This is a genomic window from Legionella feeleii (genome assembly GCF_001467625.1).
Taxonomy (GTDB): domain Bacteria; phylum Pseudomonadota; class Gammaproteobacteria; order Legionellales; family Legionellaceae; genus Tatlockia; species Tatlockia feeleii.
Map to the genome: position 1 here is coordinate 72102 of NZ_LNYB01000080.1, position 12578 is coordinate 84679.

The window sequence follows — 12578 nt, forward strand, 5'->3', positions numbered from 1 at the left end:
GGATGGCTAAGGTTTATTTTGATATCCAGGCCGATGGGGAACGAGCCTGGCCTGGTGATGGAAATCAGGCAGGCTCATTGCTTTGCTTAATGGCGAAAGGATTGATTATGCCAGATTTCCAATCCATTTAAGACCGGCATAAGGACCTTGAAATGCCAAATTGGTTGCAGAAGAAGTCAGTTGAGGCAAATCAAACACACTAAAATAATTAACCACCATATAGCCTGCATCGGCAATCAGAGTACCTCGAGATAAATTATGGGTATAGGTTAAACCTAACTTTGCTTCAAGTTCCGGTATCACTTCTAAAGTAGACGCGTAGGAAACGGGTGGAACGCCGGATGTGTCATTTGTTTCACTGTCACCGATGATGAGCGCACCGGCAAATTTTCCATACACTGCGAAAGCGTTTGTAAAATTATAGATTAAGTCCATGCCTAAACGAGGACCAGCACCACTGAATTTTTGATTAAACCGATTATAAGTAGGTGTAGTTATCCCCGTATTAGGATTAAAAATGGATAGCGGAGCAAAATTGCCGCGTTTTAAATAGGTATATTGCACGCCCGCATGAAAGCGAATATCTTTAAATAGACCAAAATTGGCATGTTGTCCAAATTCCGCATTGACAGCGTTCCAGTGAAGAGCGATTTTATCATAGGCAAAATTTAACGTATTGCCAGAAATCAAACTCACATAGCTAATGCCGGGTGTTGTGAATTCATGATCAAAATGAACCCAATTAACATTAATATCGGCGCCAGTTCCAAAATGGTAGGACCCTTCCAATCTAAAAGCCCAGTTCCAATCATCATTTCTTTTATTGAAATGAATACTATCTCCGGAAGTAGAATACCCTAAAAAATTGTATTGATATTGATTTCCACTATAAGTTGGCTTGAGGTAGAGAGCCTGAACTCCCAAGTCCCAAGCAGTGGATGTGCAAGGAACGGTTACATTATCCGGATTGCAAACAGGCCCCATCGTTCCCGCAAAACTCAGACTACTGCTTAACGCTAAAATGGATAAAGCAATTTTTTTCACTCGTTTCTCCCTAACTGGCTATGCAGAATACTTTCTGACTATTGAGCGCTACTTCGCGGGTAAAATTTTAGAGTATTGCGATTGATATAGATAGGGTTGCAATATCAAAATGCTATAAATTTGAGTGGGATATCTCACACGGAAGAATCGTGCCGCGCTTAGGCGCTAGACGTTTTTTTCTCTAAGAAGCCTTGCGGCCTCTTCGGGGGAGAGTGGTTTGCTCATTAGAAAGCCCTGAATGTCATGGCATTGCCTTTTCTTGAGAAACTGGAATTGGTTTTGTGTTTCTACCCCTTCCGCAATAATATTAAAATTCATACTTTGAGCAATTGCTATAATCGCATCAATGATGGCTTCGTCTCCTGGTGATTTTGAAATATTCTGAATGAAGGACTGATCTATTTTTAGGCTATCAACAGCCACTTGTTTTAAGAGATTCAAACTGGAATTTCCCGTCCCAAAATCATCCAGGATGATTTGTACTCCCATAGATTTCAGTTTTTTAATGATTTTTTGTATTTCTCTATCAATAATGACATTTTCAGTTATTTCTATTTCTAACCACTGAGGCTCTATGGAATATTCTTGTAAAATACTTTGTACTGTTGCAAGGAAATTGCGTTGCCTTAGCTGTTTGCTTGCCACGTTACATGCGACGGGAATTTCAGGCAGCCCTTTTTTGCGCCACTCTCTAATTTGTCGGCAAGTTTCTCGCAATACCCACTCCCCAATCGGCACAATAAGCCCTGAACTCTCGGCAGTTGGGATAAAATCCAAAGGTAAGATAATTCCCTTTTTAGGATGATTCCATCTAATCAACGCTTCCATAGAACGAATCTGCCGGGTATTGATCTCAAATTGAGGTTGGTAAAGAAGAAAAAACTCATGATTGATAATTGCTTTCTGCAAGTCCAACTCTTGTTGAAATTGCAGGCTTGTCTGTTTATTAAGCTTGTTTGTATAAAATGAGAATTGGTTGCCGCCAAGGAATTTTGCATGGTACATCGCCATATCCGCATTACTTAATAAGGTGTTAACCGTTTTACCATCAGTTGGATAGACACTAATACCGATACTGGCATAAACATTGATGTTTTTACCGGTGACATGGAAAGGCTTTAAAAAAGATTTAAGAATCTTTTGAGCGACAGTAACAATTTGCGCTTCAGAACCAAGGGATGGGAAAATCATTACAAATTCATCGCCGCCTAATCTGGACAGAGTATCTTCTTTACGAGCCAACGATCGTAATCGTTCAGCAACTGCACAAAGTAACTGATCACCTGCATCATGACTTAAGCTGTCATTGATCATTTTAAACCGATCCAAATCAAAAAATAATACAGCGAATTTTTTTTTATAACGCGCATGACTACTGATGATATGTTCAATACGGTCAATTAATAATAATCGATTGGGTAGTTTGGTTAATGCATCATGAGTAGCTTGATACTCCAATTTTTCCTTTAATTTCGCTTGTTCAGTGATATCTCTAAAGCTCCATACCCGTCCTACTGTTTGAGAACCAACGCGATGAGGTTTGGAACAGCACTCAACAACATTGCCGTTTTTAAAATAATAAGTCTGAATACTGGAATCATCGATATGGATAGAAAATTCTTTCACTTGCAGCGCATGCTGGTCTGAATTTAAAAGCTGCGTTGACATGTCTTTAATTAATTTAGGCTCATTTGCCTTTTTCATGCTCGATTCAGTTATGTTCCATAACTTGACGAATTGCATGTTGTAATCAACGATTTTTCCCTGTAAATCGACCACCAAAATACCATCCGAAGAGGATTCAATGGTTGCTCGTAATAATGAGAGTGACTGTTGTAAAGACTCTGTTCGTTCATCCACTAGTTGATTTAAAAATTCAGTGTGTTTTTGCGTTTCCTTCGCCAATACCCATTTTTGAGTTAACGCACTGGCTAATTGTCTTACCGCAATCACATCAAAGGGTTTTTTCAGTACCAATAAATTATCACTTAAGCCTAAAGCATTGACTGTTTCTTCCCAGGAATAATCGGAGTAGGCGCTACAAATAACAATTTGCATTTCTGGATCAATAGCCCAAATACGTGTAATGGTTTCAATACCGTCGATGCCAGGAGGCATTCTTATATCAATAAAAGCAAGGGCATAGGGCCTGCCTTCTTCGAGTGAACGCTTTACTTTCTCTATCCCTTCAATACCTTGACTGGCCACATCGATTTCAAACTCGGGTAGGGATAATCCCGGATGTTGGGTGTTATCAAATAATTCCTCATCAAATTTATTTAACAATATGGAGCTTTTGCTAACATTTAATATTTTCATAAAATCACGATGAATTGCCGGATTGTCATCGATAACCAGAATGCGAAAGGAGGAAGTCTTCATAGGCTACCTCGCGCCACATTTTCCTCGCTGATGGGTAGTTCCAGGATAAATTGCGCTCCTTTTCCGGCACCATTACTTTCAGCATTCAGTGTACCCCCCAGATCTCGTGCATAAATTGCAGAACAATGAAGCCCGAAACCATGACCCGTTTTCTTGGTTGTAAATCCAAAAGAGAAAATTCTATCTAAATTGCTTTTATCAATGCCAATCCCATTATCTGATACTTTAATATTAAGATGGTTATCATTGGTTCTGCTGACTGAAACAACGATTTCCTTGGGACCATTGACCTCAGGTAATAAAACAGAATCTTTTGCATTAGTAAGTAAATTGGTTAAGATTTGAAATAGCTTGGATTTATCGGTTACAAAATCACTGATTTCCGGGGCAATCTCAATTTGAACATCAATTTGATGTTTTTCCAGTATGACTGATTTCACAGCGTTACGAATCAAATCAGGTATTGAAATTTTTTCTGTTAAATTGGATACGCCACTGAGTGATTGCTGCATTGCGATAATTTCATTGATATGATTAATATTGTTTTCAAGGGTGTTGGCTTCTTTTATATTCTCTTCATATTCTTCATAGAGCGCTTTTGACAAGGCATCCAGATAAGGAAGAATCAATTTCCCTTTAGGGTCATTCAATAAATAGTCACTTAAACGACTGATATTTTCATCCAGCATCGTTTTGATAGCCGATATTTTTTTGTAATGATCCCTGGCGACGTTTTTCCTTAGAATGAGAGTAGAAACATTGACGCTATTTAATAGATTGCCCACGTTATGAAGAATTGATGTGGCTACCTCGGACATTCCAGCAAGACGAGCAGTTGATAACAGTTTATTATTAAGCTCATGAAGTTGCTCTTCGATTAGTTTCCTTTTGGTTATATCCATTAAAACGCCCGATATTTGGTTTTTTTCAGGAGTTGCTTTTCCTATGGCTCTGTACCATTTGTAGTTATTGTCTTTGCTTTTTACCCTCAACTCATAATCATAACCAACTTTTTGTTCCAGGGCCTTTTCGATCATATTTTTTAACCGCGCTTTATCATTTGGATGCACAAGCTCTAAAAATTCAATATAGCTAAGCGCTGTATTACTTGGAGGTATCTCCAGAATTTTATAAAGTCCTTTTGACCAGGTGGTTATATTGCTATCCTTGTCATAATACCAGTAACCCATTTTGGCAATGTCCTGGGCATATTCCAATTTGGCATTAATGTCCCGCATTTCTTTCGAAGAAATATCAATAGAGCGTTCCAGTAAATATCGGTCCTGGTCGTTTTCGAAGTAAGTTTTATTAATATGTAAAATAAATTCCATCCATTTTTCCACGTCCTGTGGTAATTCATCAGGTTTAATATTAAATTTGTTCAGCTGACGCTGTAACAACCGATGTATTTCCATATTATTTTAAGGATCCCTTGTTTTTATAAACTTTCAAGTAATGTTGTAATGGTCATGGTTTGGTTATGTAATTCACAGTTTCCAACTGTCAGTGGGGAAAGCTCACCATAAGAATAAAAGCCAATTTGAAGTGATCCACTGGGTATTGATTGGAAAGTGGTTTCTGTTTCTTCTTCTGCGCGCCCACCTAACAGCAGCCTTCTCCCTACACAGCTAATATCAATTGCTAAAACAGGCTGTTGATTTAACCTATTATTTTTAAACAGAATATTATTTGCAGCTTCGCCGGCTTCGTCAGCACTTTCAATAAGCCTGTCAAAATTAGCCCGCATTAGTTGGGCATAGTACCCCTGAGGCAAATCACCAGCAAAAGTTAGCGATTGAGATGTTTCGTCGATACCCAGGATCGTGCGTACAATATGTTGCGAATCAGGATTAGACGGGTTACGGATAGCGAGTGGATAAAGCAAGCCAGCAGCTGGTAATTCAGACGCTCTATCACCAAGATAGGTTTTATAGAGTTTTAACGCAGGCTGATTGTCCAGTTCATAGAGAATATTTCCTTTCGAGCGGGTAATCCTTCTTTCTGGGCCAAAAATATCCCAGCCCCCTCGCGATCCATGCCCTACATGAATTTGGTCGCCATACAACCCTACTGCTCCGATGCAATGATCGATAATTTGTCCATCGTAAATAATCCAGGTGTTTTTAAAATCTGCACCATCCCCGGCCAGACCACCAGTAATAGTGACTTCATTTGCAGAATTCCTATTTAATCCTTTGATCAATTCAGATCCGTTAACATTTAACCCATCAGATAAAACAAATATCCCTTTGGGATTCTGATTTTGGTGTAAGGATTTAGCCAATTGGGCACCTGCCCTCAACGATTCTTCAGCGTTTTTAACCTCTGCTTTTGCCAACTGAAGCGTTGTAGACTCAAATTGAGCTACAGCTACGGCAATACTATTATCAAAAATATCAGGTCCAAAAATTTCCCCTGCTGTTGAACACCCAATGATTTTTGATTTTTTATAGGCTTGTGCCAGTTCTTGAATGGGTTTTGTGTTCGTTCTAAATGCTGGGCTGGCAAACACTAAAATCAGGGTATTTGTAGAGTCCAGCTCAGGGAATTTCTCAATACTCCATCCTTGGTTTTGAATGTATTGAAATGATTGAATTTTCATTATGTTAATGTTTATACAATTAATTTATGATTAATTATAGTACATATTCACACGCTTATTGTTTGATAAAAAAGGAAAAAAAGCCTTCCGTTCTCATTTTTATCGCATAAAAACTCCCTTTGCTGTTTCATTCCATTATTCCTCGCAGCCATCTACTTTATTTCAAAATGTAGCATTATATATTAAAGTATTATATTATTGGTTTTTTGGAGAAAATATGGGCATAGTAAAAATTTCTGATGAGTTGCACGAAGCAACGAAAGTGATGGCAAGAGCAATGAGTCGCTCCATCAATTCTCAGGCTGAATACTGGATTAGGATAGGAAAAATGGCAGAAGAAAACCCATCAATTACTTATTCTGAAATTCTCAAAATTTTAATTAATCAAGCCTCATCTGGTGAAATACGCGATGTTAGTGAAGACTTCTGAAGAAATAGAAAAAATGCGAGTTGTCGGTAATTTGGCTGCCTCTGTACTTCAAATGATAGGACCTTATGTGACTGAAGGTACAAGCACCAATGAGCTGGAGCGAATTTGTCGCCAATACATTCTCGAGGACTTAAGGGCCACTCCCTCAACACTAAACCATTATGGGTTTCCCGCATGCATTTGTACGTCCATCAATCATGTGGTTTGCCATGGTATCCCTTCCGATAAAAAACTTAAAAATGGCGATATCATTAATATCGATGTGACTGTACAAAAAAACGGTTATATTGGGGATACCAGCAAAATGTTTCTCGTGGGCAATGTAAAACCTTTTGCGAAAAAATTAGTAGAAGTTACCCAGGAATGCTTATATAAAGCGATTTCGATAGTCCGTCCTGGAACGTATCTTGGCGATATAGGCAGCATAATCCAAACCCATGCAGAACAGCAGGGCTATTCGGTAGTACGGGAGTTTGGAGGGCATGGAATTGGCCGATCAATGTGGGAAGACCCCCATGTGATGCATGTTGGCAAACCAAATACCGGATTACAATTACAGGCTGGCATGACTTTTACTATAGAACCCATGCTCAATTTGGGTCGTAAAGAAATCAAAACTTTAGGCGATGGTTGGACTGTTGTCACCAAAGATCACAAATTATCTGCACAGTGGGAACATACTATTCTTGTAACCGATCATGGATACGAGATACTTACCTTAAGACCCGATGAACAATTGTAACTATCTATCTTATTAAGCGACAATTCAAGGTTTTATCGGCCGCTTCATACTGGCATGATGATAGTCTTGCAAGCACATAAACGTCACGATACACTGGGCGCGTGTCATTGCCATATCGCTTGGGCTTACATGGTTTTGATCAACAAGGATGAATCGATTGTTAGGGAAAGAATGTCTCATTTTATTAAATTAAAACTACTCTTAGGCTGCTTTCTGGGATTTTCCATCAGCTTTTCTGCCGCAATCCATGCCCAGGATAGCCAAGGTTTTTATCTGGGTATTTCTGCTATAAAAGATACCTCCAGTTATGACTTCAAGCGCGTTGAAACCAGCCCCGGTTTATTGTTTATTGATCAAGATCGCTTCGATTGGAATGGCTCAGGATTTGGTGGCGAACTCTATATAGGCTATGGAAGTAGTTTGGCCAGCCGCTTTTTTTTGGCCGGAGAAGGCTTCTATAATGTTAGTTCCAATTCAGGGAATATTGCGTTTACTGATTCGAATACCCTTTATACACGCCAGCTCCATGGAAAATTCCGCCAGCGTTGGCAGTATGGTTTTGCCGTTCGACCAGGTATCTACCTCTATAAGCAGGCTCTCTTCTATGGTCGAGTCGGCTGGATAGTCAGCAATATTCAACTCAGTGGTGGTATCCAGCAGACAGGTAATATGGGGGCTTTCGCAGGCAATTTTTCATCTGATAAAAACTGCCAGGGCCTGCAATTGGGGCTTGGAGTGGAAATACCTCTTATTAGCAGGCTCATCGCCCGTCTTGAATGGGACTGGAATTCGCTGCAGGATTTTTCGAACCAGTCCTTTGTAAGAGATACAAATCATAATCCCTATACCACCTTTCGTAACGCATTTAATCCAACCTTGGAGCAGATTAAGTTAGGGGTAAGATGGACTTTTTCCTCTTAATTCTGCCGACTGCTGAGTCAAAATAGGCGCCCCCTTTATAGTTGGTAAATAGAGCAACGCGGACTAAATAAGAAGCGGAATGATCGGATCCATCAAGATTTGTTATAATTAATGCCTGACGATGTAAACAATTGCGAACGGTCATGTCACTTTTAAACTTCGAACCTCAGTTTTATATCAAAAATAAACACCTTCAAACGATATTGAGCTCCAAAAAAAACCCGGTTACCGGATCGATGGTTCGGAATGAAATAGCTGTAACATTAACCGTTAAAACAGATGAAACGGTCAATTTGACAGGGCTATTTTCACCGCAACCTAACCAGACGGCAAAAGGCCTGATTATTCTTCTTCATGGTTGGCTCGGCTGTGCTCAATCCACCTATATGTTAGGCAGAGGCGAACAGCTCTATCAACAAGGCTATGAACTATTTCGTCTCAACCTGCGTGATCACGGCCCTACCCTTGGACTAAATAAAGGTCTATTTCATGGCGCTCGGCTTGAAGAAGTATTTCAGGCTGTAAAACAAATTACCACCAATTATTCGGGATTACCCACTACCTTAATTGGCTTTTCTATGGGTGGAAGTTTTGCTTTGAGGATTGGTTGGAGAGACAGTTTTGAATCACAGAAAATATCCAATTTAAACCGGATCATCGCTGTTTGTCCCTCCGTTAATCCAGAACAAGTGACGAGAGCCATTGATAATTCCAACCTGTATCGACGTTATTTTATTGCCCGATGGAAAAAAAACTTGCTAGAAAAACAACGCTGTTTCCCCGATCTCTATGATTTTAGTAGCATTTTATTACAAAAAAATTCCTGGCAAATGACAGAAAAATTATTAGTAAACTATTCTGAATTTAAAGACATTGATGCTTACTTCACTGAATATCATTTTTCACCCGAAAAGCTAAAAGCGGTGAGGGTTCCCATGACTATATTAACGGCAGAGGACGATCCAGTAATTCCAATTCGTGGTTTTAATGAACTTAAAAATATCAATCCACTATTAGAACTTCATATCACTCGCCACGGCGGCCATGTCGGTTATATTAATAATTTTAGAGGCGAATCCTGGCTTGATACGATATTACCGAAGTTAATCTGACAAGGAACGGATGCAGGCTCGAACTTGAATTTTGTATTCAACAATCAGGATACCGGCCATAGCCTTCTTGACTTTGATTGTTGCAAAATGAAATGCAATTGGTAAAAAAAAGAACTTCGGACTAAGCTTAAATAGGATGTAAAGAAGTGAGGTTTGACTGATGAAGAAATTACGCAATAGCTCTAAAAAAACCCCTAAAGCTGACAAAAAGATTCTTAAAAAGGAACTTAACAAAGTTACAGGCGGGTTCGGCGAAGGGGATGACTGGAGAGAGGCTCAAAGAAGAATAGAAGAAAATAATTATAACAATACCCATTTTAAAGATTAGCCTGGCTCGCACTATTACCTACTCCGAACGCAGAGGTGTCATTGTTGCCTATCATGCAGCATAAGGGGTCGGGTTTTTCCATCTTTCAGGGTAAAGAAAGAGTTATCGTGAGAGCCTGGGAAAACCTGACCCCAGCAGTTTAATGCCCACCTTCTTTAAGTCATTGTAATCACAGGTCAGTATTGAGCCGCTTCAAACATGGTTGCTTCAATGACTTCCAATAGGCTGGGTAAAAATAACAGTATTGAACCGATAAACACTAATGAAATGGGTGTGCTAATGGGAATCCGCGTTGGATTATCTTTATGTTGTTTAAATTTCATAATCGCACACACTGCAAAGGCCAATCCTGCAATGTAAGCTCCCGAGCCAATCACTCTTTCCAAGCCTTCAAAACTCTGCGTAAGGCTTTCAGAGATCTCCCCGAGGGTGAATACTTGTCCGAATACCTTTGGCATACAAATCCACAAGCCAAATACCAGAATTGTACGTAATGGATTTTTTAACGATATTTCAAACATTATTTGCTTTCCAGAATAAAATTCTCAGGTGAAATAACTTCCAGATTTTACCTCGTTCATTTCGAACAGAAATGGTGTGAAATTCATTGCCCTTTGCAGGGCTACTATAATTCCGCAATAATTGTATACTATTTTATTGCAATTACCATTGATTAATAGTGGCAGAGTGAGTCTGTTAGATTGACCAATGCAGCCCAGTGGGGGGCGCTCATAAAAGTCATCCCGGTAGAAAGGAATAGTCATAATGATAGTTGAAATGCACGTTGTTTTAGGAGGAATTCTTCTTGGACTTGCTGCGGGGATGATGTTATTGATTCAAGGCAAAATTCTTGGTTGTAGCGGCATACTCTTTCGCTCATTGGATTTTGCAACTTATCGCCCTAATATCGACAATATCTTATTTATTCTGGGATTATTTTTAAGTGGCGTCCTCTTTAACTTTATTCAGGTTGTTCCCAACCCCACAACTATTTTTAAAACGACTCCCTGGATATTGATTCTTGGAGGTATCTTGGTTGGTGGAGGTACTTATCTTGGCAATGGCTGTACAAGTGGACATGGGCTATGCGGCATGTCGCTCTTACGCAAACGCTCTATGGTTGCTGTAAGTATTTTCTTTCCTGTTGCGATCATCACGGCCTGGTTAACCCACTAAGGAGATTAAACGATGAAATCGATTATTTCATTAGTCGCCGGCCTGATATTTGGTTTGGGTTTAATTTTAACAGGCATGTATAGTCCCGACATTATTATTTCCGGTTTAAGGATTGGCGCCGAAACATTCAAAATAAATTTATATGTCACCTTTCTTACCGCTTTGCTGGTTACCTTTCTTTTATTCCAGCTACGTAAATGGCTAACCAAACCTTTGCTAAACAAGTGCTATGAATTGCCGACCAGGGAAAAAATTGACTGGCAACTGATTCTTGGCGCCGCAGCTTTTGGCGTGGGCTGGGGAATGACTGGAATTTGTCCTGGTCCTAACATGGTGGGGCTTGGAATTTTTTCATGGCCGTTTTACTGGATAAATTTTGCAGGCATTCTTGTTGGTTTCTTCCTCACACGACTCCTTGTTTTAAAACTAAAGTCGCCTGATAAATAAGAAAGGTGCATGCTCCAAAAGCCGGGAGACACTCTTTATCAAAACGTAGCATGCAGCGTTTGCTTGTTCAAGGAAGCACTACTCCATTACATCTGATGTTTACGCCATGAGGTTGGGATAGCTTGTCATTACACTCCCTCAAGGTACTCCAATTATTCAAAACAACCAGGTTATGCCCTGCTGGTCTATACTTGTATTAGTTTAAATTCAGATCAGACAGCAATGAAAGTAGACATAAAGGCAGTCAAGGATCTTTGTGGTAATAGTAAGGAGGCCGTTATTTATGGCTTCAACTTTTACAACTACCAAGAGCTTTATGAGGCAATCAATAGTGACGGAAGCATTAAAGCATACAACTCAGATGATTATGAATACAAAAATGATTTAATGGTAAATAGTGGCCATCCTTTCAGCTCTCTGTATTCTCATTTTAAGTTTGTAATTAACGATTTATTACTGGAAAATTATAAGAGAGAGCAAAATGGGGAACCTTTAGTTCCTTTAATCTTTGTTGTTGGTTTGGATAGTAACCAATACGATAAAACCAGAATATTTGAAAGAGCACAGGATCCTACTGAAAAGGGAGTCACGCTTACTGAACTTCGACGCTGCTATAAACTTGCGCATGAGTTCGGGGAGGACATGACTAAGGTTGCTGAGAAAACATTTAAATTTGTTCGTCTGGTTAGCTCGGATAACGGTTATCAATTAGCAACAGTCGAGCCATTCTGGAAAGATGAGCAATGGCAAAAAGGCTGGGAAGAGAGAAAAAAAACCACTGAAAAAGAAATGGGCACAGAGAATCGAAATAATTTTTGGCGAAAAAAATTTCAAACGTTAATTGATGAAACGGATGAACAACAGAAGAAAATTGATCCCACGAATACCTGATTTACATGCCTACTTAAAAAATGCTCTTATATAGAGTCAGGTAATAGGGAGTCGCGCTTAATGATGCATCAGGTAGTCAATGTTTTTATTCTCTAAACCTAAACAGAGAGGTCAGCAGCAAGGCTTTAATTTCGTTCATGAGTACCAATTGAAGCCCAACCCCGATTTGTTTCATGGTTCAATGAGCTATATTTTCTAAATCACATCTATTAAAGATAAAGAGAGCATTATGGTAGAGATCATTAATCTTAATAAAAAAAGAAAGGCTAAAATTCGTTTGGAAAAAGAAAAAAAAGCGTCTGAAAATCGCATTAAATTCGGAAGGACAAAAAAAGAAAAGCAATTAGAGAGACAAGAGAAAGAACGTAGTGAACGGTATCTGGATGGTCATAAATTAGAAATAAACGAGAAAGAATGAAGGAGGCGAGTCTTTTAATAACAGTGTTTTCTTTAAAGCCTCATTCCATCCCTCATTGATTCGAACTTTAAAAGCTCCATCAGAA

General features: G+C 39.2%; 15 protein-coding genes. 10 read left to right on the forward strand and 5 right to left on the reverse strand.

Annotated elements, in window-relative coordinates:
• Nucleotides 1–2 precede the first annotated feature (2 nt).
• Nucleotides 3–131: a hypothetical protein gene (locus Lfee_RS17805; protein WP_256593773.1), complete on the forward strand. Its 129-nt coding sequence runs from the start codon at nucleotides 3–5 to the stop codon at nucleotides 129–131.
• Here Lfee_RS17805 and Lfee_RS08010 read toward each other — a convergent pair.
• From Lfee_RS08010 to Lfee_RS08025, 4 genes are all read right to left on the reverse strand, one after another.
• The gene (locus Lfee_RS08010; protein ID WP_414092961.1) at nucleotides 106–984 is read right to left on the reverse strand and encodes an Lpg1974 family pore-forming outer membrane protein; all 879 of its coding nucleotides are present in this window, start codon (nucleotides 982–984) and stop codon (nucleotides 106–108) included. The genes Lfee_RS17805 and Lfee_RS08010 overlap by 26 nt on opposite strands.
• Before the next feature lie 225 nt (nucleotides 985–1209).
• Nucleotides 1210–3426, reverse strand: a complete 2217-nt coding sequence (locus tag Lfee_RS08015) for a GGDEF/EAL domain-containing response regulator (protein ID WP_058445614.1) — start codon at nucleotides 3424–3426, stop codon at nucleotides 1210–1212.
• Nucleotides 3423–4841: a sensor histidine kinase gene (locus Lfee_RS08020; RefSeq protein ID WP_058445616.1), complete on the reverse strand. Its 1419-nt coding sequence runs from the start codon at nucleotides 4839–4841 to the stop codon at nucleotides 3423–3425. Before Lfee_RS08020 ends, Lfee_RS08015 begins: the two co-directional genes overlap by 4 nt.
• Nucleotides 4842–4864: 23 nt before the next feature.
• Nucleotides 4865–6028, reverse strand: a complete 1164-nt coding sequence (locus Lfee_RS08025) for an FIST signal transduction protein (protein ID WP_058445618.1) — start codon at nucleotides 6026–6028, stop codon at nucleotides 4865–4867.
• Between the two features lie 217 nt (nucleotides 6029–6245).
• Between Lfee_RS08025 and Lfee_RS17855 the strand changes: the two genes are divergently transcribed.
• The 5 genes from Lfee_RS17855 (at nucleotide 6246) to Lfee_RS17000 (ending at nucleotide 9561) form a co-directional block, all read left to right on the forward strand.
• Entirely contained in the window at nucleotides 6246–6458 is a 213-nt protein-coding gene (locus Lfee_RS17855; RefSeq protein WP_058446274.1) for a ParD-like family protein, read from the forward strand.
• The gene (map, locus tag Lfee_RS08035) at nucleotides 6439–7200 is read left to right on the forward strand and encodes a type I methionyl aminopeptidase (RefSeq protein ID WP_058445620.1); all 762 of its coding nucleotides are present in this window, start codon (nucleotides 6439–6441) and stop codon (nucleotides 7198–7200) included. The genes Lfee_RS17855 and map overlap by 20 nt, the downstream gene beginning before the upstream one ends.
• A gap of 66 nt (nucleotides 7201–7266) precedes the next feature.
• Nucleotides 7267–8121: an outer membrane protein gene (locus tag Lfee_RS08040; protein WP_165482127.1), complete on the forward strand. Its 855-nt coding sequence runs from the start codon at nucleotides 7267–7269 to the stop codon at nucleotides 8119–8121.
• A gap of 143 nt (nucleotides 8122–8264) precedes the next feature.
• Nucleotides 8265–9233, forward strand: coding sequence for a YheT family hydrolase (locus Lfee_RS08045; protein WP_058445626.1), 969 nt, complete (start codon nucleotides 8265–8267; stop codon nucleotides 9231–9233).
• A 160-nt stretch (nucleotides 9234–9393) separates the two neighbouring features.
• On the forward strand, nucleotides 9394–9561 hold the full coding sequence (locus tag Lfee_RS17000) for a hypothetical protein (protein ID WP_156413378.1): 168 nt from the start codon (nucleotides 9394–9396) through the stop codon (nucleotides 9559–9561).
• A 176-nt stretch (nucleotides 9562–9737) separates the two neighbouring features.
• Here Lfee_RS17000 and Lfee_RS08050 read toward each other — a convergent pair whose 3' ends face one another.
• Nucleotides 9738–10019 (reverse strand): hypothetical protein, encoded by a 282-nt coding sequence (locus tag Lfee_RS08050; RefSeq protein ID WP_156413379.1) that lies wholly within the window; start codon nucleotides 10017–10019, stop codon nucleotides 9738–9740.
• A gap of 307 nt (nucleotides 10020–10326) precedes the next feature.
• On the opposite strand from Lfee_RS08050, the gene Lfee_RS08055 reads away from it, so the two are divergent.
• From Lfee_RS08055 to Lfee_RS08070, 4 genes are all read left to right on the forward strand, one after another.
• Nucleotides 10327–10737, forward strand: a complete 411-nt coding sequence (locus Lfee_RS08055; RefSeq protein ID WP_058445630.1) for a YeeE/YedE family protein — start codon at nucleotides 10327–10329, stop codon at nucleotides 10735–10737.
• A 12-nt stretch (nucleotides 10738–10749) separates the two neighbouring features.
• Entirely contained in the window at nucleotides 10750–11184 is a 435-nt protein-coding gene (locus Lfee_RS08060) for a DUF6691 family protein (protein WP_058445633.1), read from the forward strand.
• Nucleotides 11185–11406: 222 nt separating this feature from the next.
• Nucleotides 11407–12075, forward strand: a complete 669-nt coding sequence (locus Lfee_RS08065; RefSeq protein ID WP_058445635.1) for a hypothetical protein — start codon at nucleotides 11407–11409, stop codon at nucleotides 12073–12075.
• Nucleotides 12076–12304: 229 nt separating this feature from the next.
• Nucleotides 12305–12493 (forward strand): DUF4169 family protein, encoded by a 189-nt coding sequence (locus Lfee_RS08070; protein ID WP_058445637.1) that lies wholly within the window; start codon nucleotides 12305–12307, stop codon nucleotides 12491–12493.
• Nucleotides 12494–12578 lie beyond the last annotated feature (85 nt).